This window comes from Geodermatophilus pulveris, from assembly GCF_900188375.1.
Classification (GTDB): Bacteria; Actinomycetota; Actinomycetes; order Mycobacteriales; family Geodermatophilaceae; genus Geodermatophilus; species Geodermatophilus pulveris.
In genome coordinates, this window is the sequence record NZ_FZOO01000004.1 from 387,626 (window position 1) to 413,851 (window position 26,226).

Annotated in this window: 25 protein-coding genes; 23 read left to right on the top strand and 2 right to left on the bottom strand. The window is 76.8% G+C overall.

Annotated elements, in window-relative coordinates:
• Window positions 1-149: 149 nt before the first annotated feature.
• The 13 genes from pyrR (at window position 150) to CHB98_RS11100 (ending at window position 16,055) form a co-directional block, all read left to right on the top strand.
• Window positions 150-797: a bifunctional pyr operon transcriptional regulator/uracil phosphoribosyltransferase PyrR gene (gene pyrR, locus CHB98_RS22720; protein WP_089305615.1), complete on the top strand. Its 648-nt coding sequence runs from the start codon at window positions 150-152 to the stop codon at window positions 795-797.
• Complete coding sequence (locus CHB98_RS11045; RefSeq protein ID WP_089305616.1) at window positions 794-1,714, top strand: aspartate carbamoyltransferase catalytic subunit; 921 nt, start codon at window positions 794-796, stop codon at window positions 1,712-1,714. Before pyrR ends, CHB98_RS11045 begins: the two co-directional genes overlap by 4 nt.
• Complete coding sequence (locus CHB98_RS11050) at window positions 1,711-2,997, top strand: dihydroorotase (protein ID WP_089305617.1); 1,287 nt, start codon at window positions 1,711-1,713, stop codon at window positions 2,995-2,997. Before CHB98_RS11045 ends, CHB98_RS11050 begins: the two co-directional genes overlap by 4 nt.
• A complete protein-coding gene (carA, locus tag CHB98_RS11055) occupies window positions 2,994-4,160 on the top strand; it encodes a glutamine-hydrolyzing carbamoyl-phosphate synthase small subunit (protein ID WP_089305618.1) in 1,167 nt (388 codons plus the stop codon). Before CHB98_RS11050 ends, carA begins: the two co-directional genes overlap by 4 nt.
• Before the next feature lie 2 nt (window positions 4,161-4,162).
• A complete protein-coding gene (gene carB, locus CHB98_RS11060; RefSeq protein ID WP_089305619.1) occupies window positions 4,163-7,465 on the top strand; it encodes a carbamoyl-phosphate synthase large subunit in 3,303 nt (1,100 codons plus the stop codon).
• Window positions 7,462-8,841, top strand: coding sequence for a beta/alpha barrel domain-containing protein (locus CHB98_RS11065; RefSeq protein WP_089305620.1), 1,380 nt, complete (start codon window positions 7,462-7,464; stop codon window positions 8,839-8,841). The genes carB and CHB98_RS11065 overlap by 4 nt, the downstream gene beginning before the upstream one ends.
• Window positions 8,838-9,659, top strand: a complete 822-nt coding sequence (gene pyrF, locus CHB98_RS11070; RefSeq protein WP_089305621.1) for an orotidine-5'-phosphate decarboxylase — start codon at window positions 8,838-8,840, stop codon at window positions 9,657-9,659. The genes CHB98_RS11065 and pyrF overlap by 4 nt, the downstream gene beginning before the upstream one ends.
• A gap of 323 nt (window positions 9,660-9,982) precedes the next feature.
• Complete coding sequence (mihF, locus tag CHB98_RS11075) at window positions 9,983-10,333, top strand: integration host factor, actinobacterial type (RefSeq protein WP_089305622.1); 351 nt, start codon at window positions 9,983-9,985, stop codon at window positions 10,331-10,333.
• A gap of 40 nt (window positions 10,334-10,373) precedes the next feature.
• Window positions 10,374-11,021, top strand: coding sequence for a guanylate kinase (gene gmk, locus CHB98_RS11080; RefSeq protein ID WP_089305623.1), 648 nt, complete (start codon window positions 10,374-10,376; stop codon window positions 11,019-11,021).
• Between the two features lie 15 nt (window positions 11,022-11,036).
• Window positions 11,037-11,300 (top strand): DNA-directed RNA polymerase subunit omega, encoded by a 264-nt coding sequence (rpoZ, locus tag CHB98_RS11085; protein WP_089305624.1) that lies wholly within the window; start codon window positions 11,037-11,039, stop codon window positions 11,298-11,300.
• Between the two features lie 94 nt (window positions 11,301-11,394).
• Entirely contained in the window at window positions 11,395-12,606 is a 1,212-nt protein-coding gene (coaBC, locus tag CHB98_RS11090) for a bifunctional phosphopantothenoylcysteine decarboxylase/phosphopantothenate--cysteine ligase CoaBC (RefSeq protein WP_089305625.1), read from the top strand.
• A gap of 115 nt (window positions 12,607-12,721) precedes the next feature.
• Window positions 12,722-13,918: a methionine adenosyltransferase gene (gene metK / locus CHB98_RS11095; protein WP_089305626.1), complete on the top strand. Its 1,197-nt coding sequence runs from the start codon at window positions 12,722-12,724 to the stop codon at window positions 13,916-13,918.
• Window positions 13,919-14,099: 181 nt separating this feature from the next.
• Window positions 14,100-16,055, top strand: coding sequence for a primosomal protein N' (locus tag CHB98_RS11100; RefSeq protein ID WP_179224406.1), 1,956 nt, complete (start codon window positions 14,100-14,102; stop codon window positions 16,053-16,055).
• A 28-nt stretch (window positions 16,056-16,083) separates the two neighbouring features.
• On the opposite strand, the gene CHB98_RS11105 is transcribed toward CHB98_RS11100, so the two are convergent.
• A complete protein-coding gene (locus CHB98_RS11105; protein WP_089305627.1) occupies window positions 16,084-16,578 on the bottom strand; it encodes a hypothetical protein in 495 nt (164 codons plus the stop codon).
• 77 nt (window positions 16,579-16,655) lie between these two features.
• Between CHB98_RS11105 and def the strand changes: the two genes are divergently transcribed.
• The 10 genes from def (at window position 16,656) to hisG (ending at window position 25,092) form a co-directional block, all read left to right on the top strand.
• Window positions 16,656-17,189, top strand: a complete 534-nt coding sequence (gene def, locus CHB98_RS11110; protein ID WP_089305628.1) for a peptide deformylase — start codon at window positions 16,656-16,658, stop codon at window positions 17,187-17,189.
• Entirely contained in the window at window positions 17,138-18,121 is a 984-nt protein-coding gene (fmt, locus tag CHB98_RS11115) for a methionyl-tRNA formyltransferase (protein ID WP_245821073.1), read from the top strand. The genes def and fmt overlap by 52 nt, the downstream gene beginning before the upstream one ends.
• Entirely contained in the window at window positions 18,118-19,503 is a 1,386-nt protein-coding gene (locus CHB98_RS11120; protein ID WP_089305629.1) for an RsmB/NOP family class I SAM-dependent RNA methyltransferase, read from the top strand. Before fmt ends, CHB98_RS11120 begins: the two co-directional genes overlap by 4 nt.
• A gap of 163 nt (window positions 19,504-19,666) precedes the next feature.
• The gene (gene rpe / locus CHB98_RS11125; protein ID WP_089305630.1) at window positions 19,667-20,341 is read left to right on the top strand and encodes a ribulose-phosphate 3-epimerase; all 675 of its coding nucleotides are present in this window, start codon (window positions 19,667-19,669) and stop codon (window positions 20,339-20,341) included.
• On the top strand, window positions 20,338-21,414 hold the full coding sequence (gene ribD, locus CHB98_RS11130) for a bifunctional diaminohydroxyphosphoribosylaminopyrimidine deaminase/5-amino-6-(5-phosphoribosylamino)uracil reductase RibD (protein ID WP_245821074.1): 1,077 nt from the start codon (window positions 20,338-20,340) through the stop codon (window positions 21,412-21,414). Before rpe ends, ribD begins: the two co-directional genes overlap by 4 nt.
• A gap of 2 nt (window positions 21,415-21,416) precedes the next feature.
• Window positions 21,417-22,052 (top strand): riboflavin synthase, encoded by a 636-nt coding sequence (locus tag CHB98_RS11135; RefSeq protein WP_089305631.1) that lies wholly within the window; start codon window positions 21,417-21,419, stop codon window positions 22,050-22,052.
• The gene (locus tag CHB98_RS11140) at window positions 22,049-23,353 is read left to right on the top strand and encodes a bifunctional 3,4-dihydroxy-2-butanone-4-phosphate synthase/GTP cyclohydrolase II (RefSeq protein ID WP_089305632.1); all 1,305 of its coding nucleotides are present in this window, start codon (window positions 22,049-22,051) and stop codon (window positions 23,351-23,353) included. The genes CHB98_RS11135 and CHB98_RS11140 overlap by 4 nt, the downstream gene beginning before the upstream one ends.
• A complete protein-coding gene (gene ribH, locus CHB98_RS11145; RefSeq protein WP_089305633.1) occupies window positions 23,350-23,874 on the top strand; it encodes a 6,7-dimethyl-8-ribityllumazine synthase in 525 nt (174 codons plus the stop codon). The genes CHB98_RS11140 and ribH overlap by 4 nt, the downstream gene beginning before the upstream one ends.
• Entirely contained in the window at window positions 23,871-24,134 is a 264-nt protein-coding gene (locus CHB98_RS11150; protein WP_089305634.1) for a phosphoribosyl-ATP diphosphatase, read from the top strand. The genes ribH and CHB98_RS11150 overlap by 4 nt, the downstream gene beginning before the upstream one ends.
• A 91-nt stretch (window positions 24,135-24,225) precedes the next feature.
• On the top strand, window positions 24,226-25,092 hold the full coding sequence (hisG, locus tag CHB98_RS11155; protein ID WP_089305635.1) for an ATP phosphoribosyltransferase: 867 nt from the start codon (window positions 24,226-24,228) through the stop codon (window positions 25,090-25,092).
• 64 nt (window positions 25,093-25,156) lie between these two features.
• Here hisG and CHB98_RS11160 read toward each other — a convergent pair whose 3' ends face one another.
• Window positions 25,157-26,164 (bottom strand): oxamate carbamoyltransferase subunit AllH family protein, encoded by a 1,008-nt coding sequence (locus CHB98_RS11160; protein ID WP_089305636.1) that lies wholly within the window; start codon window positions 26,162-26,164, stop codon window positions 25,157-25,159.
• Window positions 26,165-26,226 lie beyond the last annotated feature (62 nt).

Genomic DNA, 26,226 nt, shown 5'->3' on the forward strand with positions numbered 1-26,226 from the left:
CGACACCGGGCCACTCCTCCGGGTCACCCGGCGGCCCCGCCCGGTGCCCCACCGGCGCGGCGCGGGTCACACCGGCGGGTGCAGTACGGTCGACGGCGGTCCGACCACTCCTTTAACGACCCGTCCCGTGAGGCGGGGAAGGAGGCCGCATGGCCCGCTCGCCCGCACCTGCCCACGGCGACCCCCCGTCGCCGTCCGCGGTGCTCCCCGCCGCCGACGTCGCCCGCGTGGTCGACCGGATGGCCCACCAGGTGATCGAGAAGTGCGCGGGCGCCGATGTCGTCCTCGTCGGCATCCCGACCCGCGGCGCGCCCCTGGCCCGCCGGCTGGCCGCCCGGATCGAGTCCTTCTCCGGCGCCCCCGTCGACGTGGGCACCGTCGACATCACCCTCTACCGCGACGACCTGCGCACGCGCGGCGTCCGGGCGCTGGAGGAGACCGTGCTGCCCGAGCGCGGCATCGACGGCCGGCTGGTCGTCCTCGTGGACGACGTCCTGTACTCCGGGCGGTCGGTGCGGGCCGCGCTGGACGCGCTGCGCGACCTCGGCCGGCCGCGGGCGGTGCAGCTGGCGGTGCTGGTCGACCGCGGGCACCGCGAGCTGCCGATCCGCGCCGACTACGTGGGCAAGAACCTGCCGACGTCCCGCGGCCAGCAGGTGCGGGTGCACCTGGCCGAGACCGACGGCGTGGACGAGGTCCTGGTGGTGGACGGAGAGCGACAGGGAGTGGGCATCGCAGTGAGCTCTGCGAGCGAGGAGCGGAGCGACCGCGGAACCGACCAGGGGGGCACGGCGTGAGGCGGCACCTGCTGGAGGCGGCCGACCTGGACCGCGCCGACGCGACGCTGGTGCTGGACACCGCCGCGCAGATCGACGCCGCGCTGGCCGGCCGCGAGGTCAAGAAGCTGCCCACCCTGCGCGGCCGGACGGTGGTCAACCTCTTCTACGAGGACTCCACCCGCACCCGGATCTCCTTCGAGCTGGCCGCCAAGCGCCTCTCCGCCGACGTCATCAACTTCTCCGCCAAGGGCAGCAGCGTGTCCAAGGGCGAGAGCCTCAAGGACACCGCGCTGACGCTGGAGGCGATGGGCTCCGACGCGATCGTCGTCCGGCACTCCGCGTCCGGCGCCCCGCACCGGCTGGCGCACTGGGTCCGCGGCAGCGTGGTCAACGCCGGCGACGGCACCCACGAGCACCCCACCCAGGCGCTGCTGGACGCCTACACGATCCGGCACCGGCTGGGCCGGCTCGAGGGCGTGCGGGTGGCGGTCGTCGGCGACGTGCTGCACAGCCGGGTGGCCCGCTCCAACGTGCGGCTGCTGCACACCCTCGGCGCCGAGGTGACCCTGGTCGCCCCGCCCACGCTGCTGCCGGTCGGGGTGGGCAGCTGGCCGGCGGAGGTCTCCTACGACCTGGACGCCGTCCTGCCCAAGGCCGACGTGGTGATGATGCTGCGGGTGCAGGCCGAGCGGATGGCCGCCTCGTACTTCCCCAGCGCGCGGGAGTACAGCCGCCGCTACGGCCTGGACGCGCGCCGCATGGCAGCCCTGGGCGACGACGCGATCGTCATGCACCCGGGCCCGATGAACCGCGGGATGGAGATCGCCGCCGAGGTGGCCGACTCCGTCCGCTCCACGATCGTCGAGCAGGTCGGCAACGGGGTCTCCGTGCGCATGGCCGTGCTCTACCTGCTGCTGGGAGGCGCCCCGTCATGACGGTCCTGATCCGAGGGGCCCGGCCCTACGGCGAGGACGCCGCGGACATCCTGCTCCGGGACGGGCACGTCGCCGCGGTCGGCGGGTCGCTGTCCGCCCCGGACGCCGAGGTGGTCGACGCCGCCGGGCTGGTGGCGCTGCCCGGCCTGGTCGACCTGCACACCCACCTGCGCGAGCCCGGCCGGGAGGACGCCGAGACCGTCGAGACCGGCAGCCGCGCGGCGGCCCTGGGCGGCTACACCGCGGTGCACGCCATGGCCAACACCGACCCGGTCGCCGACACCGCCGGCGTCGTCGAGCAGGTGTGGCGCCTGGGCCAGCAGGCCGGCCTGGTCGACGTCGTCCCGGTGGGGGCGGTGACCGTGGGCCTGCGCGGCGAGCGGCTGGCCGAGCTCGGCGCGATGGCCGACTCCGCCGCCCGGGTGCGGGTCTTCTCCGACGACGGGATGTGCGTCGCGGACCCGGCGCTGATGCGCCGCGCGCTGGAGTACGTCAAGGCGCTGGACGGCGTCGTCGCCCAGCACGCCGAGGAGCCGCGGCTGACCACCGGCGCGCAGATGCACGAGGGCGACCGCTCCGCCCGCCTCGGCCTCACCGGCTGGCCGGCCGCCGCGGAGGAGGCGATCATCGCCCGCGACGTGTTGCTGGCCGGGCACGTCGGCGCCCGGCTGCACGTCTGCCACGTCTCCACCGCCGGCTCGGTGGAGATCCTCCGGTGGGCGAAGTCGCGCGGGGTGCAGGTGACCGCGGAGGTGACCCCGCACCACCTGCTGCTCACCGACGAGTGCGCCGAGGGCTACGACCCGGTGTTCAAGGTCAACCCGCCGCTCCGGACGGACGCGGATGTGGCAGCCGTGAGGCGCGGATTGGCCGAGGGCGTGATCGACGCGGTCGCCACCGACCACGCGCCGCACGCGGTCGAGGACAAGGAGAGCGAGTGGGCCGGCGCCCGCCCGGGGATGCTCGGCCTGGAGCAGGCGCTGTCCGTCGTCGTCGCGACGATGGTGGAGACCGGCCTGCTGGACTGGCGCGGCGTCGCCGACCGGATGTCGGTCCGCCCGGCGGCCATCGGCCGGCTGGAGACGCACGGCCGGCCGCTCGCCCCGGGCGAGCCGGCCACCCTGCTGCTGCTGGACCCGGCCGCGCGCGCGGTCGTGGACCCCGCTGCGCTGGCCAGCCGCAGCCGCAACAGCCCCTACGCCGGCCGGGAGCTGCCCGGCCGCGTCGTCCACACGTTCCTGAGAGGTGTCCCGACGGTGACCGACGGCAAGGCGACCCGGTGAGCCCCGCGATCCTCGTGCTCGAGGACGGGCGCACGTTCCGGGGCGAGGCCTACGGTGCGGTCGGGACGACGCTGGGCGAGGCGGTGTTCGCCACCGGGATGACCGGCTACCAGGAGACGCTGACCGACCCCAGCTACGCCCGCCAGATCGTGGTGATGACCGCCCCGCACATCGGCAACACCGGGGTCAACGCCGAGGACGACGAGAGCCGCCGCATGTGGGTGGCCGGCTTCGTCGTCCGCGACCCCGCCCGGCGCCCGGCGAACTGGCGGGCCACCGGCAGCCTGGACGGCGAGCTGGCCGCGCAGGGCGTCGTCGGCATCAGCGGCATCGACACCCGCGCGCTGACCCGCCACCTGCGCGACCGCGGCGCCATGCGGGCCGGCATCAGCAGCGAGGGGCTGCCGGCCGCGGAGCTGCTGACCCGGGTGCGGGCCGCCGAGGGCATGACCGGCGCCGACCTGGCCCCCGCGGTGACCGCGGACGACCCCTACGTCGTCCCGGCGGTGGGGGAGCGGCGGTTCACCGTCGCCGCGCTGGACCTCGGCATCAAGACCGCCACCCCGCGGCACCTGGCCGCCCTCGGCGTGGAGACGCACGTGCTGCCGGCCACGGCCACCGCCGAGGACCTGCTGGCCGCCGGTCCCGACGGCGTCTTCGTCTCCAACGGCCCCGGCGACCCGGCGGCCGCCGACTACGCGGTGGCGGCCGTCCGCGGCGTGCTGGACGCCCGCCGCCCGCTGTTCGGCATCTGCTTCGGCAACCAGATCCTCGGCCGGGCCCTCGGCCTGGGCACCTACAAGCTGCGCTTCGGCCACCGCGGCCTCAACCAGCCGGTGCTCGACCGGGTCAGCGGCACGGTGCGGGTGACGAGCCACAACCACGGCTTCGCCGTCGACGCCCCGCTGGACCGGCCCACCGACACCCCGTACGGGCGGGTCGAGGTCAGCCACGTGGGCCTCAACGACGACGTCGTCGAGGGGCTGCGGCTGCTCGACGCCCCGGCGTTCAGCGTGCAGTTCCACCCCGAGTCCGCGGCCGGCCCGCACGACGCCGCGCCGCTGTTCGGCCGCTTCGTCGACCTCATGGCGGCCACCCGCGACGGCGGGGACGCCGTCACCCCGCCCCCGGTCGTGGGGCGCAGCACCGGAGAGGGGGTCTGACCGTGCCGAGGCGGACGGACATCCAGCACGTCATGGTGATCGGCTCCGGGCCGATCCTCATCGGCCAGGCCGCCGAGTTCGACTACTCCGGCACCCAGGCCTGCCGGGTGCTCAAGGCCGAGGGGCTGCGGGTCAGCCTGGTCAACAGCAACCCGGCGACGATCATGACCGACCCCGAGGTCGCCGACGCGACCTACATCGAGCCGCTGACGGCGGAGTTCGTCGAGAAGGTCATCGCCAAGGAGCGCCCCGACGCGCTGCTGGCCACCCTCGGCGGGCAGACCGCGCTGAACATCGCCATCGGCCTGTACGAGAACGGCACGCTGGAGCGCCACGGCGTGCGGCTGATCGGCGCCGACGTCGACGCGATCAACCGCGGCGAGGACCGGCAGCTGTTCAAGGACATCGTCCGGTCCGTCGGCGCCGACGCCCCCCGGTCGCGGGTGTGCGGCACCGTCGACGAGGCGCTGGACACCGCCGGCGAGGTCGGCTACCCGGTGGTCATCCGGCCCAGCTTCACCATGGGCGGGCTGGGCTCGGGCATCGCCACCGACGAGCCGATGCTGCGCCGGATGGCCGCCCACGGCCTGGCCGACTCCCCGGTGCACACCGTGCTCGTCGAGGAGTCGGTGCTCGGCTGGAAGGAGTTCGAGCTCGAGCTGATGCGCGACCGCAGCGACAACGTGGTGGTGGTCTGCTCGATCGAGAACGTCGACGCCATGGGGGTGCACACCGGCGACTCGGTGACCGTCGCCCCCGCGATGACCCTCACCGACGTCGAGTACCAGCGGATGCGCGACGTCGGCATCGCGGTGCTGCGCGCGGTCGGCGTGGACACCGGCGGCTGCAACATCCAGTTCGCCGTCCACCCGCGGACCGGGCGCCTCGTCGTCATCGAGATGAACCCGCGGGTCTCCCGGTCCAGCGCGCTGGCGTCCAAGGCCACCGGCTTCCCGATCGCCAAGATCGCCGCCAAGCTGGCCATCGGCTACACCCTCGACGAGATCACCAACGACATCACCGGCGTCACCCCGGCCGCCTTCGAGCCGACGCTGGACTACGTGGTGGTGAAGATCCCGCGGTTCGCCTTCGAGAAGTTCCCCGGCGCGGACCCGCGGCTGACCACGACGATGAAGAGCGTCGGCGAGGTCATGGCGATGGGCCGCAACTTCCCCGAGGCGCTGGGCAAGGCCATGCGGTCGACGGAGACCAGGGCCGCCGGCTTCTGGACCGGCCCCCCCGACACCCGGTCGGCCGCCGAGCTGCTCGAGGCGCTGCGCACGCCGGTCGACGGCCGCCTGACCCTCGCCGAGCAGGCCCTGTCCGCCGGCGCGACCGTCGAGCAGGTCGCCGCGGCCAGCGGGTTCGACCCGTGGTTCGTCGACCAGATCGCGCTGGTCTCCGAGCTCGGCGACGAGGTGCGCGGCGCCCCCGCGCTGACGCCGGACCTGCTGCGGCGGGCCAAGCGGTACGGGCTGTCCGACCGGCAGATCGCCGCGCTGCGCCCCGAGCTGGCCGGGGAGGACGGCGTCCGGACGCTGCGCCGCCGGCTGGACATCCGGCCGGTGTACAAGACCGTCGACACCTGCGCTGCGGAGTTCGCCGCCCGGACCCCGTACCACTACTCCTCCTACGACGAGGAGACCGAGGTGGTGCCCCGGGAGAAGCCCGCGGTGCTCATCCTGGGGTCCGGGCCGAACCGGATCGGCCAGGGCATCGAGTTCGACTACTCCTGCGTGCACGCCGTCCAGGCGCTGCAGGACGCCGGCTACGAGGCGGTGATGGTCAACTGCAACCCCGAGACCGTCTCCACCGACTACGACACCGCCGACCGGCTCTACTTCGAGCCGCTGACCCTCGAGGACGTCCTCGAGGTGGTGGAGGCCGAGCGCGCCGCCGGCCCGGTCGCCGGGGTCGTCTGCACCCTCGGCGGGCAGACCCCGCTGGGGCTCGCGCAGCGGCTCAAGGACGCCGGCGTCCCGGTGCTGGGCACCGCGCCGGAGGCCATCGACGACGCCGAGGACCGCGGCGCGTTCTCCCGGGTGCTGGCCGACACCGGCCTGCGCGCGCCCAAGCACGGGACGGCGACCACCTTCGCCGAGGCGCGGGCGACCGCCGCGGAGATCGGCTACCCGGTGCTGGTCCGGCCCTCCTACGTGCTCGGCGGGCGCGGCATGGAGATCGTCTACGACGACGCCACGCTGGAGGCCTACATCGCCAAGGCCACCGACGTCAGCCCGGCGCACCCGGTGCTGGTCGACCGGTTCCTGGAGGACGCCGTCGAGATCGACGTCGACGCGCTCTACGACGGCACCGAGCTGTTCCTCGGCGGCGTCATGGAGCACATCGAGGAGGCCGGCATCCACTCCGGCGACTCCGCCTGCGCCCTGCCGCCGATCACCCTGGGCACCGACGACGTGGGCCGCATCCGGCGGGCCACCGAGCAGCTGGCCGCGCGGATCGGCGTGCGCGGGCTGGTGAACGTGCAGTACGCGCTCAAGGACGACCTGCTCCACGTCATCGAGGCCAATCCCCGGGCCAGCCGCACGGTGCCGTTCGTGTCCAAGGCGACCGCGGTGCAGCTGGCCAAGGCCGCGGCGCGGATCGCGGTGGGCGAGTCGATCGCCGAGCTGCGCGAGGCCGGGGTGCTGCCGCCCAGCGGCGACGGCGCGGACCTGCCGGCCGACATGCCGATCGCGGTGAAGGAGGCGGTCCTGCCCTTCCACCGCTTCCGCACCGTCGAGGGCCACGGCGTGGACACGGTGCTGTCCCCGGAGATGAAGTCCACCGGCGAGGTGATGGGCCTGGACGCCGACTTCGGTCCGGCGTTCGCGAAGTCGCAGGCCGCCGCCTACGGGTCGCTGCCCACCGAGGGCACCGTCTTCGTCTCCCTGGCCAACCGGGACAAGCGCTCGGCGATCTTCCCGGTCAAGCGGCTGGCCGACCTCGGCTTCCGGGTCCTGGCCACCGCGGGCACCGCCCAGGTGCTGCGCCGCAACGGGGTGGCCTGCGAGGTGGTCGGCAAGTACAGCGCCGGGCCGGGCAACTGCGTCGAGCGGATCCTCGCCGGCGACGTCGACATGGTGGTCAACACCCCGTTCGGCTCGCCGGGCAACAGCGGGCCCCGGCTGGACGGCTACGAGATCCGCACCGCCGCCGTCGCCACCGACATCCCGTGCATCACCACCGTGCCGGGTCTGGCCGCCGCGGTGCAGGGCATCGAGGCGCTGCGCCGCGGGGACATCGGCGTGCGCAGCCTGCAGGAGGTGCACGCCGCGCTCGCCGAGGCCAAGGCCCGCCGGTGAGCAGCCGGCCGCGCGCGGAGGTCCCCGGCGCCGTCCGGCGGGTGCGCGACGAGCTGGTCGCCCGCGGCCTGGTCGACGGCCTGCCCGAGGCGTTCCTCGCCGGGGTGACCCGGTTCGCCCGGCCCGCGCAGCCCGAGCTCGACGCGCTGGCCGCGGCGGCCCGCGGGCTGGCCGCCCGGCTGGCCGCCGGCGACGCCGGGGACGACGACCTGCCGCTGCTCACCCGGGTCGCCGCCTCCGCCGGCTGCGCGCAGGTGCTCGCCGACCACGGGCTGCCGACGCCGGCCTACGACGTCCTCGGCTCCTACCGGGACAACCTGGGCCGGCCGCTGGGCCCCCGGCTGCCCGCCCGGCCGGTCGCGGGCGGCCGCCGCTGGCGGGTGCTCGGCCGGGAGGTGGGCTTCCCGGTCGGCATCCCCGCCTGCGTGCTCAACGGCGACCGGCACTGGGTGGCGCACAACGCCGCCAACGGCCACAACGTGCTCACCTACAAGACCGTGCGCAGCCGGGCGCACGAGCCCAACGCCCGGCCCAACTGGACCTTCGCGCCGCGCGAGACGGCGAGCCTGCCGCCGGGTACGGCCGCCGTGGTCACCTCCGACCCGTGGGACTGGGTGCCGCCGGGCGAGCCCGCGGTCAGCACGGTCAACTCCTTCGGCGTCCCGTCGCCGGCACCCGAGGAGTGGGGGCCGGACCTCGAGGCGTCCCTCGCCGTCCTCGACGACGACCAGCTGCTGCTGGTCAGCGTCATGGGGGAGGGCGACGGGCCCGCCCTGGTCGAGGACTTCGCCCGCACCGCCCGGCTGGCGCAGCAGGCCGGCGCGACCGTGGTCGAGCTGAACCTGTCCTGCCCCAACACGCTGGCCCCCTCGGCGGCCGGGGTGGCCCCGCCGCTGTGCCGGGACGCCGACGCCACCGCGGCGGTGGTCGAGGGCGTGCGCCGGGCGCTGGACGACCGCACCGCGCTGGTCGCCAAGCTCTCCTGGCTCGACGAGGCGCGCCTCGCCGCCCTCGTGCCGCGGCTGGCCCCGCTGGTCGACGGCGTCGCCGGCATCAACACCCTGCAGAGCAGGGTGGTGCGCAGCGACGGCCGGCCGACCTTCCCCGGCCGGGCGCTGGCCGGGCTGTCCGGCATCGCCGCCCGCGACTCGGCGCTGGACCTCACCCGCCGGCTGGTCGCCCTGCGCGCCGCCGGCGGGTGGACCTTCGACGTCCTGGCGATGGGCGGGGTCACCGACCCGGCGTCGTTCGCCGCGCTGTGGGAGGCCGGCGCCGACGCGGTGCAGTCGGCCTCCGGCGCCTTCGCCGACCCGTACCTGGCCCGCGACTGCACCGCCGCCCTCGGCGACACCCTGCCCCGGGCGGTGGCCGGGTGACCGCACCGTTCGGCGCCCGCCTGGCCGGCGCCGTCACCGCCCGCGGCCCGCTGTGCGTGGGCATCGACCCGCACGCGGCGCTGCTGGCGCGCTGGGGCCTGCCCGACGGCCCCGAGGGCCTGGCCCGGTTCACCGACGCCGTCGTCGACGCCCTGGCCGGCACGGTCGCCGTCCTCAAGCCGCAGCTGGCCTTCTACGAGCGGCACGGCTCGCGCGGCCTGGCCGCCCTGGAGGACGGCGTGGCCCGCGCCCGTGCCGCCGGGGCGCTGGTGCTGCTGGACGCCAAGCGCGGCGACATCGGCTCGACGATGGACGCCTACGCCGACGTGCTGCGGCCGGGCCACCCGATGGCCGCGGACGCCCTCACCGTGAGCCCCTACCTCGGGCCCGGCGCGCTGCAGCCGGCGGTCGACACCGCCCGGCGGCACGGCGGCGGGCTGTTCGTGCTGGCCCGCACCTCCAACCCCGACGCCGGCACGCTGCAGCACGCCCGGGTGGGGGAGCGCTCGGTCGCGCAGCTCGTGGTCGACACCGTGCGCGGCTGGAACGCCGAGGACGGCGCCGGCCCCCTCGGCTCCTTCGGTGTCGTCGTCGGCGCCACGCTGGCCGAGCTGGACGTCGACCTGAGCGGCCTCGGCGGCCCGGTGCTCGCCCCCGGGCTCGGTGCGCAGGGCGGGTCGGCCGCCGACCTGCGCCGGCTGTTCGACCCCGCCACCGCCGTCGTCCCGACCGTCTCCCGCGACGTGCTGGCCGCCGGCCCGGACCCGGCGGCGCTGCGGGCCGCCGCGGCACGGTGGGCCGACCGGCTGGCCGGATAGCAGAACCGGTCGGTCCGGCCGTCGACCAGGGAGTTCGTGCCCTCGTCGGCGTGTCGCCCGCCCTGCACCGGCCCGCGATCGTCCGGTTGCCGCGCCGGGGGCAACCGCCGTTGACCTGCACGGATGACGCACCGTGACGACGAGGCGCGACGCAGGGTGAGCAGAGGCTCACGGGAAGTCCCGCGACGGCGGTTCAGACGGGCGTGACCTGCGCATACAGCGGGAGCTAGGTTGGCCGCCGGGCTCAGCAGCGAGCCCGACGCCGACACAGCCCGAGCCCCGCCGGCCGGTCCGACGCCGGCGACGACAGATTGGGTCGCACGATGCCCCTCCCGGACCTGTCCCCCGAACAGCGTGCCGCGGCTCTCGAGAAGGCCGCGGCCGCGCGCAAGGCCCGCGCCGAGCTGCGGGAGCGGCTCAAGAGCAAGGGCGCCACGGTCGGCGACGTCCTGCGCCAGGGCGAGACCGACGAGGTCATCGGCAAGATGCGCGTCTCCGCGGTCCTGGAGTCCCTGCCCGGAGTCGGCAAGGCGCGGGCTGCGAAGATCATGGAGCGGCTCGAGATCTCCCCGACCCGCCGGGTGCGCGGTCTGGGTGCCAACCAGCGCAAGGCCCTCGAGACGGAGTTCGGCGGGCAGGAGGTCGCCGCCGAGCAGGTCCCCGTCGAGAGCTGACCCGCCGGCCGAGGCACCCGGAGGTCGAGGACGACGACGCGTGGCACCTGCTCCCGACGAGCACGCCCCGGCACGGCTGACCGTGCTCTCCGGCCCCTCCGGGGTCGGCAAGGGCACGGTCGTGGCGGAGGTCCGGCACCGGTACCCCGACGTGTGGGTGTCGGTGTCGGCCACCACCCGCCGGCCCCGCCCGGGTGAGGTCGACGGGGTGCACTACCACTTCGTCTCCGACGCCGAGTTCGACCGGCTGGTCGCCGACGACGGCCTGCTCGAGTGGGCCGAGTACGCCGGCAACCGCTACGGCACCCCGGCCGCCCCCGTGCGCGAGCGGCTCGCCACCGGGGCGCCGGCCCTGCTGGAGATCGAGCTGCAGGGTGCCCGGCAGGTGCGCGCCCGCGACGCCGACGCCCAGCTGGTGTTCCTCGCCCCGCCGTCGTGGGCCGAGCTGCGGAGTAGGCTGGCCGGCCGCGGCTCGGAGCCCCCGGCGGTCCGGGAGCGGCGGCTGGCGATCGCCCAGGCCGAGCTGGACGCCGCCGGCGAGTTCGACGTGGTGGTGGTCAACGACGACGTCGCCCGCGCCGCCGACGAGTTGGTACGATTGCTGACTGCGCCCACGTCCGGTCTGTCCCGGAGCGGGAGCGCCCACGAGCCGCGGGCCACCGCATCGCCGCCCGCCGAACCGATCTGAGGAGCACGCCCGCCCGTGTCCGGAGTCGCACCCGCCCCCGAGGGCATCACCAACCCGCCGATCGACGAGCTGCTCGAGCGCACCAGCAGCAAGTACGGCCTGGTGATCTTCGCCGCCAAGCGCGCCCGCCAGATCAACGCCTACTACAGCCAGCTCTCCGAGGGCCTGCTGGAGTACGTCGGCCCGTTGGTCGACACCGCCCCGCAGGAGAAGCCGCTGTCCATCGCGCTGCGCGAGATCAACGAGGGCCTGCTCACCCACACCGCCGGCGACAACTGAAGGAGGACCCCGTCGCCCCCCACCCCTCGCAGGCTCGGGGCGGGGCCCTGCGACGGGGCCGTTCCAGCACGTCACCAGGCGGGAGGATGACCAGGTGAGCCGGATCGTGCTGGGGGTCGCCGGGGGCGTGGCCGCGTACAAGGCCGCGCTGCTGGTGCGCGCCTTCACCGAGTCCGGGCACCAGGTCCGGGTCGTCCCGACCCGCGCTGCCCTGCACTTCGTGGGCGCGGCGACCTTCGAGGCGCTGTCGGGCACCCCGGTCACCACCGACGTCTGGAGTGACGTCGACGAGGTGGCCCACGTGCGCATCGGGCAGACCGCCGACCTCGTCGTCGTCGCCCCCGCCACCGCCGACCTGCTCGCCCGCGCCGCCGCCGGCCGCGCCGACGACCTGCTCACCGCCAGCCTGCTCACCGCGCACTGCCCGGTGGTGTTCGCCCCGGCCATGCACACCGAGATGTGGCTGCACCCGGCCACCCAGGACAACGTCGCCACCCTGCGCCGGCGCGGCGCGATCGTGCTGCCGCCCGCGGTCGGCCGGCTCACCGGCCCGGACTCCGGGCCCGGCCGGCTGCCCGAGCCCGCCGACATCGCCGCGCTGGCCTCCGTCGTGCTCGCCGCCGGCCCGGCGGCGCTGGGCGCCGACCTGGCCGGGCGGCGGGTCGTGGTCAGTGCCGGGGGCACCCGCGAGCCGCTGGACCCGGTCCGCTACCTCGGCAACCGCTCCTCCGGCCGGCAGGGCTGGGCGCTGGCCCGGGTCGCCGCGGCCCGCGGCGCCGAGGTCGTCCTCGTCGCGGCCAACGTCGAGGCGCCCGCGCCGTTCGGCGTCCGCGTCGTCCCAGTGGGCACCGCCGAGGAGCTGCGGTCCGCGGTGCTCGCCGAGTCCGCGGATGCCGACGTCGTGGTGATGGCCGCCGCGGTCGCCGACTTCCGGCCGGCCGCGGTCGCCGCCACCAAGCTGAAGAAGGACAGCGCCACCGAGCCCGACGCCGTCCCGCTCGTGCGCAACCCCGACGTCCTCGCCGAGCTGGTCACCAAGCGGCCGCCGGGTCAGCTGGTGGTCGGCTTCGCCGCCGAGACCGGCGACGACGCCGCCGACGTCCTCACCCACGCCCGCGCCAAGCTGGCCCGCAAGGGCTGCGACCTGCTCGTGGTCAACGACGTCTCCGGCGGCCGGGTGTTCGGCCGCGCGGACAACGCCGCCGTCGTGCTGGCCGCCGACGGAGGCGTCACCGAGTTGCCCGAGGCCGGCAAGGACGCCGTCGCCGCCGGCATCTGGGACGTCGTCCGCGCGCGCCTGGGCTGACCGCGGGCAACCCCCGGCCGGCGTTCGGGGTCCGCCGCGCGCCGGTAACGTGCACTCGACGGGACGCCCACGCCCGGGTGTCCACCCCGCCGTTCCCGACCCCAGGGAGTACCCCGTGTCACGCCGCCTCTTCACGTCCGAGTCGGTGACCGAGGGCCACCCGGACAAGATCGCCGACCAGATCAGCGACGCCATCCTGGACGCGATGCTGGCGCAGGACCCGCGCAGCCGGGTGGCCGTCGAGACGCTGATCACCACCGGCCAGGTGCACATCGCCGGGGAGGTCACCACCGCCGGTTACGTCGACATCGCCGACATCGTGCGGCGGACCATCCTCGGCATCGGCTACGACTCCTCGCGCAAGGGCTTCGACGGCGCCTCCTGCGGGGTCAGCGTCTCCATCGGCGCGCAGTCCCCGGACATCGCCCAGGGCGTCGACACCGGCTTCGAGGCGCGCACCGCGGGCACGGCCGAGGACGAGATCGAGCGCCAGGGCGCCGGCGACCAGGGGCTGATGTTCGGCTACGCCACCGACGAGACCCCCGAGCTCATGCCGCTGCCCATCGCGCTGGCCCACCGGCTGTCCCGCCGGCTGTCCGCGGTGCGCAAGGACGGCTCGGTGCCCTACCTGCGCCCCGACGGCAAGACCCAGGTCACCGTCGTCTACGAGGACGACCGGCCGGTCGCCGTCGAGACGGTGGTGGTGTCCTCCCAGCACGCCGAGGACATCTCCATCGAGCAGCTGCTCGCCCCGGACGTGCAGGAGCTCGTCGTCGAGCCCGAGCTGGCCGCCCTGGGCCTGCCCACCGACGGCTACCGGCTGCTGGTCAACCCGACCGGCAAGTTCGTCATCGGCGGCCCGATGGGCGACGCCGGGCTGACCGGCCGCAAGATCATCGTCGACACCTACGGCGGCATGGCCCGCCACGGTGGCGGGGCCTTCTCCGGCAAGGACCCGTCGAAGGTGGACCGCTCCGGTGCCTACGCCATGCGCTGGGTGGCCAAGAACGTCGTCGCCGCCGGGCTGGCCCGCCGCTGCGAGGTCCAGGTGGCCTACGCGATCGGCGCCGCGCACCCGGTCGGGCTGTTCGTGGAGACCTTCGGCACCGGCGCGGTCGGCGACGAGGTGCTGGAGAAGGCGATCAGCTCGGTGTTCGACCTGCGCCCGGGCGCGATCGTGCGCGACCTGGACCTGCTGCGCCCGATCTACGCCCCGACCGCCGCCTACGGGCACTTCGGCCGCACCGACGTCGAGCTGCCCTGGGAGCGCCTGGACCGGGTCGAGGCGCTGCGCTCGGCCACCGGGGTCTGAGAGAGGACCCCCTTGCCCCCCACCGCTCGCACGCTCGCGGCGGGGCCCTGCAAGGGGGCCGTTCCAGCACGTCACGAGCCGGCGCTGTCGGTTCCCGGGGGGAGACTGCGGGGGACCGGCCGCGCCGAACGGAGGCCCCCTGACGTCCGCACCACCCCCCGGCGACCCGGGCCGCCCACGCGTGGCCCGGGTCGTCGTCGACGTGCCCCTGGCGCACCTGGACCGGCCCTTCGACTACGCCGTCCCCGACGCGATGGCCGACGACGTCCGGGCCGGCTGCCGGGTGCGGGTGCGCTTCGCCGGGCAGCTGGTCGACGGCTTCGTCGTCGGGCTCGGCGAGGACACCGAGCACGACGGGACGCTCGCACCGCTGGCGAAGCTGGTCTCCGGCGAGCCGGTGCTCACCCCGGAGGTGCTCGCGCTGGCCCGCGCGGTGGCCGGGCGCTGGGGCGGCACGGTCACCGACGTGCTGCGGCTGGCCGTGCCGCCGCGCCGGGCCGCCGCCGAGAAGCGCCCGCCCGCCGAGCGGCCCCCGCCGCCGGCCCCGCCGGACCCGGCCGGCTTCGCCCGGTACCCGACCGGCCCGGCGCTGCTGACCGCCGTCGCCGAGGGCCGCCCCGCCCGCGCGGTGTGGACCGCGCTGCCGGGGGAGGACTGGCCGGCCCGGCTGGCCGAGCTGTGCCAGGCGGCGCTGTCCGGCGGCCGCGGCGCCCTGGTCGTGACCCCCGACGGCCGCGACCTCGACCGGCTGGCCGCCGCCGCCCAGGCCCGGCTGCCGGCGGGCTCGTTCGTCGTGCTGCGCGCCGACGCCGCCCCCGACGCCCGCTACCGGCGGTTCCTGGAGGCCGCCCGCGGCACCGCCACGGTGGTGCTCGGCACCCGCGCCGCGGTCTACGCGCCGGTCGCCGACCTCGGGCTGGTCGCCGTCTGGGACGACGGCGACGACCTGCACGCCGAGCCGCGGGCCCCCTACGCGCACGCCCGCGACGTGCTGGTGCACCGGGCGCACCTCGCCTCCTGCGCCGCCGTCGTCGCGGGCACCGCGCGGACCGCCGAGGCGCAGCTGCTGGTCGACAGCGGCTGGGCGCACGAGCTGGTCGCCGACCGGGCCACCCTGCGCGCCGCCGCCCCCCGGGTGCAGGCCCTCGGCGCCGACGCGGAGCTGGCCCGCGACCCGGCGGCCCGCACCGCCCGGCTGCCCAGCCTGGCCCACCGCGTCGCCCGCCAGGCGCTGGCCGACGGCACCCCGGTGCTCGTGCAGGTGCCGCGCGCCGGGTACGCGCCCGGGCTGGCCTGCGACCGGTGCCGCGCGCCGGCCCGCTGCCCGGCCTGCGCCGGCCCGCTGGGCATCGCCGCGACGCCGGGCCACGACGGGTCACGGGTGCCGGCCTGCCGGTGGTGCGCCCGGCCCGCGGCGACCTTCGACTGCCCCTCCTGCCACGGCACCAGGCTGCGCGCCTCGGTGCTCGGCTCGGCGCGCACCGCCGAGGAGCTGGGCCGGGCCTTCCCCGGCGCCGCCGTGCGGGTGTCCGGCCGCGGGTCGGGCGTGCTGGCCACGGTGCCCGCCGGCCCGGCGCTGGTGGTCGCCACGCCGGGCGCCGAGCCGGTCGCCGAGGGCGGCTACGGCGCCGCGCTGCTGCTGGACTCCTGGGCGCTGCTGGGGCGCGCGGACCTGCGGGCGGGGGAGGAGACGCTGCGCCGCTGGGCCAACGCGGCCACCCTGGTCCGCCCCGCGTCGGCCGGCGGCCAGGTGGTCGTCGCCGCCGACGCCGCGCACGCCGTCGTGCAGGCGCTGGTCCGCTGGGACCCGGCCTGGCTGGCCGCCCGGGAGCTGGCCGACCGCCGGGAGCTCGGCTTCCCCCCGGTCACCCGGATGGCCGCGCTGTCCGGGACGCCGCCGGCGCTCGCGGAGTTCCTCGAGGCCGCGCGGCTGCCCGCCGCCGCCGACCTGCTGGGCCCGGTGCCCGAACCGCCGCGCGCCGGCCAGGAGGGGGCGCGGGAGCGGTACCTGGTGCGGGTGCCGCGCGGGGAGGGCGCGGCGCTGGCGCAGGCGCTCGCGCAGGTGCAGGGCGTGCGCAGCGCGAGGAAGGTGCGCGATCACGTCCGGGTGCAGCTGGACCCGCTGGACCTGGTCTGAGCCGGCCGCGCGAGGGCGGGGTCCGGTCTCAGTCCCGCATCTGCTCCAGCAGCTCGGCGAGCTCGTCGTCCAGGCCGGCGGTGGACCGGTCCTGGGCGATCCGGGCCGTCGCCCTGCGCCACCACACCGGCGCGGCGGAGACCGCCGTGGCCACGCCCACCACCAGCCCGAGCAGCAGGTGCGGGTGGGCGTGGCCGCGGCGGCTCAGCTCCCGGCTGACCGGCCCGTCGAGCACGGTGGCCACCAGCCCCCAGCCGGTGGTCACCAGCGCCTGCGCGAGCCGGGCCGTCTGGTCGTACGGCTCGTCGGGCAGCGGGGGCAGTCCGCGCAGCGCCCGGCGCAGCGTCGGCAGCTCGCGCACGACGGTCTCGCCGGTCACCGCCGCGCCGATCGCCAGGTACACCCGGGCCCGGGCCCAGGACCGGGCGGGCAGCTCCAGGGCCGCCTCCGCGCTGCCCACCACCAGGCCGTCGACGACGGCGCTGACGACCGCTCGGACCCGGTGCGACGTGGCTGAGGCCATGGCTGCACGGTAGCCAGGTCCCCCCTCCCGCCGCGGCACGAGCGGAGGGTCGCGGGGGGTGCTTCTAGGATCGACCGGTGAGCGTGACCCCGATCCGGCTGATGGGCGACCCGGTGCTGCGCACCCCGGCCGCCCCGGTCGTCGACTTCGACCGCGAGCTGCGCCGGCTGGTGGCAGACCTCACCGACACCATGTTCGCCGCGGGGGGCGCCGGGCTGGCCGCGCCGCAGATCGGCGTGGGCCTGCGGGTCTTCACCTGGTACGTCGACGGCGAGGTCGGCCACCTGGTCAACCCCGAGGTGACGACGGTGGGGGAGGAGACCGAGGAGGGCCCGGAGGGCTGCCTGTCCATCCCCGGGTACACCTTCGACTGCCGGCGGCACCTGTACGTGGCCGCCACCGGGGTCGACCTGCACGGGGAGCCGCTGCGCGTCGAGGGCTCGCACATGCTGGCCCGCGCGGTGCAGCACGAGGTCGACCACCTCGACGGCGTGCTGTTCGTCGACCGGCTGGACGCCGAGGCCCGCGCGGCGGCCCTCGCCGCGATCAGCGAGGCCGAGTGGGCCGGTGCCGGCGCCTGGGTGCCGCGGGTCGAGGTGAGCCCCCACTGAGGCTGCTCCTCGCCGGGACGCCGGACGTCGCCGTCCCCTCCCTGGAACTCCTGCTGGCCTCCGACCACGACGTGGTGGCCGTGCTGACCCGGCCCGACGCACCGTCCGGGCGCGGCCGCCGGGTCAGCCGGTCGCCGGTCGCCGAGCGGGCCGACGCCGCCGGAGTCCCGGTGCTGCAGCCGCGGTCGCCGCGCGACCCGGACTTCCTCGAGCAGCTGGCCGACCTCGCCGTCGACTGCGCGCCCGTGGTGGCCTACGGCGCCCTGGTCCCGGCCGCGGCGCTGGCGGTGCCGCGGTTCGGCTGGGTCAACCTGCACTTCTCCCTGCTGCCCGCCTGGCGCGGCGCCGCACCGGTGCAGCACGCGGTCATGGCCGGCGACGAGGTCACCGGGGCCTCGACCTTCCGGCTGGAGGAGGGCCTGGACACCGGCCCGGTGTACGGCGTGGTCACCGAGCCCGTCGCGCCCCGGGACACCGCCGGGGACCTGCTGGCCCGGCTCGCGGTCAGCGGCGCCCGGCTGCTGGTGACCACCCTCGACGGCATCGCGGCCGGCACCCTGGAGCCCCGGCCGCAGCCGGCCGACGGCGTGAGCCTGGCCCCGCGGATCGAGCCGGCCGACGCCCGCGTGGACTGGTCACTGCCCGCGCACGTGGTCGACCGCCGGGTGCGCGGGACCACCCCGGCACCCGGGGCCTGGACGACGTGGCGCGGGGACCGGCTGCGGCTGGGCCCGGTCGAGCCGCTGCCCTCGTCGCTCGGCCTGGAGCCCGGCGAGCTGTCGGTGGGGCCGACCGGCGTGCTCGTGGGCACCGGCCGCGGCGCCGTCCGGCTCGGTGAGGTGCAGCCGGCCGGCCGGCGCATGCTGCCCGCGCCCGACTGGGCCCGCGGGGCCCGCCCGGCACCGGGCGAGCGGCTGGGCGGGGACTCGTGAGCGGCCCGCGCGGCGGCACCCGTCGTCCGACGTCCCGCCGCCGCCGGCCGGCCCTGGACGGCGCCCGGCTGACCGCCTACGACGTCCTGGACGGCGTCACCAGCCGCGCCGCGTACGCCAACCTGCTGCTGCCGCAGCTGCTGCGCGAGCGGGCCGCCGACCTCAACGGGCGCGATGCCGCGTTCGCCACCCAGCTCGCCTACGGGGCGCTGCGGGCCACCGGCACCCTGGACGCGGTGCTGGCCCCGCTGGTCTCCCGGCCGCTGGCCGAGCTGGACCCGCGGGTGCTGGACCTGCTGCGGCTGGGCGCCTACCAGCTGCTGGACCTGCGGGTGCCGGCGCACGCCGCGGTCGACACGACCGTGGCGCTCACCCGGGCGATCGTCGGCACCGGCGCCTCGGGGCTGGTGAACGCGGTGCTGCGCAAGGTCGCCGCCGGCGGCGACCGGGCGGCCTGGGTCGAGCAGCTCGGCGGGGACGGCGACCAGCGGCTGGCCCTGGCCACCGACCACCCGCGCTGGGTCGTCGAGGCCTGGCGCGACGCGCTGGGCGCGGACGCCGGCGAGCTCGAGGCCGCGCTGCTGGCCGACGGCGCCGCCCCGGAGGTGCACCTGGTCGCCCGCCGGGTGCCGCGCGAGCAGCTGGTGGCGGAGTCCGGCGGGGAGCCGGGGCCGTGGTCGCCGTACGCCGTCCGGCTCGGCGGTGGGGACCCGGCGCGCGTGCCGTCGGTGCGCGCCGGCCGAGCCGCGGTGCAGGACGAGGGCAGCCAGCTGGCCGCGCTGCTGCTGGCCCGCGCCCCGCTGGAGGGCCGGGACGCCGCCTGGCTGGACGTCTGCGCCGGCCCCGGGGGCAAGGCCGGGCTGCTGGCCGCCGTCCGGCCCGAGGGGGTGCGGATCACCGCGGCCGACCGGGCGCCGCACCGGGCCGAGCTGGTCCGACAGGCGCTGGGCGAGGAGGCCGGCGTCGAGGTGGTCGTCGCCGACGGCCGGACGCCGCCGTGGCCGTCGGGCTCCTTCGACCGGGTGCTGCTGGACGCCCCGTGCACCGGGCTGGGGGCGCTGCGCCGCCGCCCCGAGGTGCGCTGGCGCCGGACCGCGGACGACGTCGCGCCGCTCGCCGAGCTGCAGACGGCGCTGCTGGACGGTGCGCTGGCCTCGGTGCGCCCCGGCGGCGTGGTCGCCTACGTGACGTGCTCGCCGCACACCGCCGAGACCGTCGCCGTCGTCGACGCCGCGGCCGGGCGGGACGACGTCGAGGTGCTGCCGGTCGCGCCGCTGTTCCCCGAGGTGCCCGGGATGGCGCGCGGGGACCACGGGCAGCTTTGGCCGCACCGGCACGGCACCGACGCGATGTTCCTGGCCCTGCTCCGCCGTACCCGCTGAGCCCGGCGGGGGTCGGGTGGGGCGCCGCCGGCCGAGGTCGTGCGCCGGGGCCCCGTCCCGTGGCCGCGGACGGGGCCCCGGCGCACACCCTCCCCGCCCCGGGTCGGCCCGCTGCCCCCACGGCCGGGGAACGCCGATCGGCCCGGACCTAGACTCGGCGGACGTGCCCCGCCGCCCGCTGATCGCCCCCAGTCTCCTGTCGGCGGACTTCGCCCGGCTGGGCGAGGAGGCGCAGCGGGTGGCCGACGCCGACTGGCTGCACTTCGACGTCATGGACGCCCACTTCGTGCCCAACCTGACCTTCGGCCTGCCGGTGATGCAGGCGGTGCAGGCGGTCAGCCCCGTGCCGCTGGACTGCCACCTCATGATCGAGGCCCCGGAGCGCTGGGCGCCGGGCTACGCCGAGGCCGGCGCGCGGAACGTGACCGTGCACGCCGAGGCCTGCACCGGCGACCCGCGCGCCCTGGCCCGGGACCTGCGCGCCGCCGGGTCGCTGGCCGGCCTGGCGCTCAAGCCGGGCACCGACCTCGACCCCTACCTCGACGTCCTCCGCGGGTTCGACACCCTGCTGGTCATGACCGTCGAGCCCGGCTTCGGCGGCCAGTCGTTCATCGCCGGGACCCTGCCCAAGGTGCGCCGGGCGCGGGAGCTGACCGACACCGGCCACCTCACGCTGCTGGTCGAGGTGGACGGCGGCATCAACGCCGAGACCATCGAGCAGGCCGCCGAGGCCGGGGCCGACGTCTTCGTCGCGGGCTCCGCCGTCTACGGCGCCGACGACCCCGCCCGGGCGATCGCCGCGCTGCGCGCCACGGCGACCGCGGCACAGCCCGGGTGAGCGTCCCCGCGGCCGAGTCCAGCGCCATGGCCCGCGCCCGGGAGCTCGGCTGGGACGTCCTGGGCACCACCAGCCCGAACCCGGCGGTGGGCGCGGTGGTCCTGGCCGCCGACGGGACGCCGGTGGGGGAGGGCGCGACCGCGCCGCCCGGGGGGCCGCACGCCGAGGTGCGGGCCCTCGCGCAGGCCGGCGAGCGGGCCCGCGGGGGGACGGCGGTGGTCACCCTGGAGCCGTGCGCGCACACCGGGCGCACCGGCCCGTGCGCGGACGCGCTGCTGGCCGCCGGGATCGCCCGGGTGGTGGTCGCGGTCCCCGAGCCGACGCGGCTGGCCGGGGGCGGCGCGCAGCGGCTGCGCGCGGCCGGCGTCGACGTCGTCCTCGGCGTCGAGGAGGCCGCGGCCGCCGAGGGCGCGCTCGGTCCGTGGCTGACCGGCGTCCGCGAGCACCGGCCCCAGGTGGTGTGGAAGGTCGCCGGCACCCTCGACGGGCGGGTCGCCGCCGCCGACGGCAGCAGCCGCTGGGTCACCGGCCCGGAGGCGCGGGCCGCCGTCCACCGGCTGCGGGCCACCTGCGACGCCGTCGTCGTGGGGTCGGGCACCGCGCTGGCCGACGACCCCCGGCTCACCGTCCGCGACGCCGACGGCCGGGACGCCGACCGGCAGCCGCTGCGCGTGGTCCTCGACCGCCGCGGCCGGCTGCCGTCCACCGCCCGCGTGCACGACGGCGCCGCCCCCACCCTGGTCAGCTCCGCGGCCACCGCGCGGGCGCTGCTGGACGAGCTGTTCACCCGCGACGTCCGCCGCGTGCTGCTCGAGGGCGGCCCCACCCTGGCCGCGGCCTTCCTGCGGGACGGGCTGGTCGACGAGGCCGTCGTGCACCTGGCCCCCACGCTGCTCGGCGCCGGCCCGTCCCTGGTCGGCGACCTGGGAATCTCCGGGATCGGCGAGGCGCTGACCCTGACGGTCAGCGGCCTCACCCGCCTGGGCGGGGACGTGGAGATCCGCCTGCGGCCCACCCGGCACACTGGGGACGGGCGCACCGCGGACGACCGCGACGCGACCGGAGGGAGTTGATCGTGTTCACCGGCATCGTCGAGGAGGTCGGCGTCCTGCTCGCCCGCGAGGAGCAGCAGGACTCCGCCCGGCTGCGCATCCGGGCGCGCAGGGCGCTGGAGGGCGTGGCGCTGGGCGACTCGATCGCCGTCAACGGCGTCTGCCTGACCGTCACCGGGGTCGTGGGGGCGGGTCCGGCGGGTGCGGGCACCGCCGACGAGTGGACGACCGACGTGATGGCCGAGACCCTCCGCCGCAGCAGCATCGGCGCGCTCGGCGCCGGCGACCCGGTCAACCTGGAGCGCGCGGTGACCCCGCAGACCCGCCTCGGCGGGCACCTGGTGCAGGGCCACGTCGACGGCGTGGGCACCGTCCTCACCCGCACCCCCGGCGAGCACTGGGAGGTCGTGCGGATCGCGCTGCCGCAGGAGCTGGCCCGCTACGTCGTCGAGAAGGGCTCCATCACCCTGGACGGCGTCTCGCTCACCGTCAGCGCGGTCAGTGCCGCCGACGACCCCGAGCCGTGGTTCGAGGTCAGTCTGATCCCCACCACCCTGCGCGAGACCACGCTGGGTGCCGTCCTCCCGGGCAGCCCGGTCAACCTGGAGGTGGACGTGATCGCCAAGTACGTGGAGCGCCTGCTGGGGGCCCACCGGTGACCGCCGCCGTCCGCCTGGACACCGTCGAGGACGCCATCGCCGCGGTCAAGAGCGGCCGGCCGGTCGTCGTCATCGACGACGAGGACCGGGAGAACGAGGGCGACCTGATCTTCGCCTCGGAGCTGGTCACCCCCGAGCTGGTCGCGTTCATGGTCCGCTACACCTCCGGCTACATCTGCGTGGCCGTCACCGAGGCCGACGCCGACCGGCTGGACCTGCCGCCCATGTTCCGGGTGAACCAGGACCGCCGCGGCACCGCCTACACCGTCACCGTCGACGCACGCGAGGGCGTGACCACCGGCATCTCCGCCGCCGACCGGGCGCACACCATCCGGCTGCTCGCCGACCCCGGGACCGACGCCACCGACCTGGCCCGGCCGGGGCACATCGTGCCGCTGCGCGCCCGGGACGGCGGCGTGCTGCGCCGGCCCGGCCACACCGAGGCCGCCGTCGACCTCGCCGTGCTCGCCGGGCTGCGCCCCTCGGGGACGCTGTGCGAGCTGGTCAGCGAGAAGGACCCGACCGGCATGGCCCGCGGCGAGGAGTTGCGCGTCTTCGCCGACGAGCACGACCTCTGCCTGATCTCCATCGCCGACCTGATCGCCTACCGCAAGCGCTTCGACAAGCTGGTCGAGCGGGTCGCCGAGGCCACCGTGCCGCTGGCCCCGGGCACCTTCACCGCCGTCGGCTACCGCAGCTCCTACGACGACCGCGAGCACGTCGCCTTCGTCTACGGCGACATCGCCGACGGCGAGGACGTGCTGGTCCGGGTGCACTCCGAGTGCCTCACCGGCGACGTGTTCGGCTCGCTGCGCTGCGACTGCGGCCCGCAGCTGCAGGCCGCGCTGGCCGGGGTCGCCCAGGAGGGCCGCGGCATCGTGCTCTACATCCGGGGCCACGAGGGCCGCGGCATCGGCCTGCTGCACAAGCTGCAGGCCTACCAGTTGCAGGACGCCGGCATCGACACCGTGGACGCCAACCTCGACCTGGGCCTGCCCGCGGACGCCCGCGACTACGGCACCGGCGCGCAGATCCTCGTCGACCTCGGCGTGCACACCATGCGGCTGCTCACCAACAACCCCGCCAAGCGGGCCGGCCTGGAGGGCTACGGGCTCAAGGTGACCGGCCGCGTGCCGCTGCCCAGCCACGTCACCGCCGAGAACCTGGCCTACCTGCGCACCAAGCGCGACCGGATGGGCCACCTGTTGGACATCATCGAGCCGTCGGCCAGCCTCGAGGACACCGTCGGGACCGTGCCCGGCACCGACGTGCCGCTGCGGCAGGACGAGCAGCCGGCATGAGCGGACGGGGAGCCCCCGAGGCCAGCGCGGTGGACGCCGCGGGCCTGACGCTGGGCATCGTCGCCACCACCTGGCACGCCGAGATCACCGGCGCGCTGCTGGACCGCGCGGTCGCCGCGGCGGCCGCCAGCGGCGTGCCCACGCCCACCGTCGTCCGGGTGCCCGGGGCCGTCGAGCTGCCCGTGGTCGCCCAGGCGCTCACCGAGCGGCACGACGCCGTCGTCGCGCTCGGCGTGGTGATCCGCGGCGGGACGCCGCACTTCGAGTACGTCTGCGACGCGGTCACCGCCGGGCTCACCCGGGTGGCCCTCGACGCGGGCACCCCCGTCGGCAACGGCGTCCTCACCTGCGACACCGAGGAGCAGGCCCGCGACCGGGCCGGGCTGCCCGGCTCCGCGGAGGACAAGGGCTGGGAGGCGGCCACCGCCGCGCTGGCCACGGCGCTGACCCTGCGCGGGCTGCGCGGCGCCGGCCGGCCCACGGGGTTCACCGCCCGGCCGGCCGACAGGAGCCGCGCGTGAAGACCTTCGACGAGCTGTTCGCCGAGCTGTCGGCCAAGGTCGCCGCGGGCGACCCGGCGTCCGGGACGGTGACCGCCGTCCGCGACGGCGTGCACGCCGCGGGCAAGAAGGTGGTCGAGGAGGCCGCCGAGTCCTGGATGGCCGCCGAGCACGAGGGGCCCGAGCGCACCGCCGAGGAGGTCAGCCAGCTGCTGTACCGGGTGCAGGTGCTCATGCTGGCCCGCGGGCTGACCCTCGACGACGTCTACACCCACTTGTGAGAGAGGACCCCCGCGCCCCCCACGGCACGCTCCGCGCGCCGCGGGACCCTGCGCGAGGGCCGTTCCACCCACCCACCGAAGGAGATCGACCGTGCTGCGCATCGCCGTGCCCAACAAGGGGGTCCTGAGCGAGCCGGCCGCCGAGATGCTCACCGAGAGCGGCTACCGGCAGCGGCGCAGCACCAAGGACCTCGCCGTCTACGACCCGGACAACGACACCGAGTTCTTCTACCTGCGCCCCCGCGACATCGCCGTCTACGTCGCCGCCGGCACCCTGGACGTCGGCATCACCGGCCGGGACATGCTGCTGGAGACCGCCCCGCCCGGCGGTGAGGGCGCGGCCGCGGTGGAGGTCATGCCGCTGGGCTTCGGCCGGAGCTCCTTCCGCTTCGCCGCGCCGGTGGAGTCCGGCATCGGCAGCGTCGAGGAGCTCGCCGGCAAGCGGATCGCCACCGCCTACCCGGTGGTGCTGCAGCGCCACCTCGACGAGCGCGCCATCCCGGCCGAGGTGGTCAAGCTCGACGGCGCGGTGGAGACCGCCTGCCGGCTCGGGGTCGCCGACGCCGTCTGCGACGTGGTGGAGACCGGGACGACGCTGCGCGCGGCCGGGCTGCACATCATCGGCGAGCCGGTGCTCAGCAGCGAGGCCATCCTGGTGCGCCGGGCCGGGGCCGAGGAGATCCCGGCCGTCGCCCAGCTGCGCCGCCGGCTGCGCGGGGTCCTGGTCGCCCGGCAGTACGTGATGCTCGACTACGACTGCCCCAACGAGCTGCTGGAGAAGGCGACCGCGCTCACCCCCGGCCTGGAGGGCCCGACGGTCAGCCCGCTGCAGACGCCGGGCTGGTCGGCGGTGCGCGCGATGGTCGCCCAGGGCGACACCAACCGGGTGATGGACGACCTCTGGGAGCTCGGCGCCCGCGCGATCCTCGTCACGAGCATCCACGCCTGCAGGCTCTGACCCGGTCGGCCGGGAGCCGCCGAGCCAGGTGCCTCCCGCGCGCGCGAGGCACCTGGCCGGGAGGTCAGCGGCGGGTGGTGCGCTCCACCAGGTCGATCGCGGTGCACATGCCCAGCGCCATGGCCCGGCCGCTGGTGGCACCGGTGGACAGCAGCCCGGCGATGGCCGGCGCCAGCGGCCGCTCGCCGACCAGCCCGTGCAGCACCGCCGCGTACTCGGCGCTCACCCGGCCGGCCGCTGCGTGCCGCAGCAGGGCCCGCGACAGCTCCGTCGTGCGGCCGGCGGCCAGCGCGGTCACCGCGGCGGAGAAGCGCTCGGCGGCCGGGTGGCCCAGGAGCACCAGGCCGGCCATCGTCCCGGCCATGACGTCGTCCCCGGCCGGGGTGAGCCCCGGTCCCAGGCCGATCAGCCGGGTGGCGGTGCGCAGCGCGGCGTCGAGGTCGGCCCGGCGGACGGCGCCCCGCAGCGCGGCCAGCGGCCCACCGGGACCGGCCGGCAGGCCGGGCAGGGTGAACGCGCTGTGCGGCACTCCCTCGCCGTAGAGGGCGTTGCGCAGCAGACGCACCCCCTCGGGCAGCAGGGCCGGACGCGGGCGGGGCAGCCGCGGGCGCGGGTCCCACCAGGCAGCGGCGCTCACGGCGAGGTCGCCGACGACGATCCGCCCGCCGCCGACCTCGGCCGCCGCGTCCGGCGGCAGGGCGACCAGCGGGCGGCCGTTGCTCGGCCGGAAGAGCAGGCAGGCCAGCGGGAGCCGGGCCGCGTCGCTGGTGAGCACCCCGACGACGTCACCCCCGCGGTCGGTGGGCACGTGCAGGTAGACGGCCGCCGGGACGCTCAGCAGCACGCGCGCCGGGCGGACCGGGCCGCGCAGCAGCGCGGCGACACCGGTGCTCGCCGAGGCGGGCACGGCGGTGGCGGCACGGGCGACCGGGGCGGTGCGCGCGGTGGCCTGGGCGGACTCGCGCGGCAGCGGGATGGTGGGGAGTGCGGACCGTGCGGCGTGGACGCCCGGGGACGTCCGGTCCCCGGGGCGGCTGCCGCCCGGCCCGGCGGTCTCGTCGATGGTGCGCATGGCGACCTCTTCACGCTGGGAGACCACGGGAGGCGCCCGTCGGCTCGAGGCCCCCCGCCCGG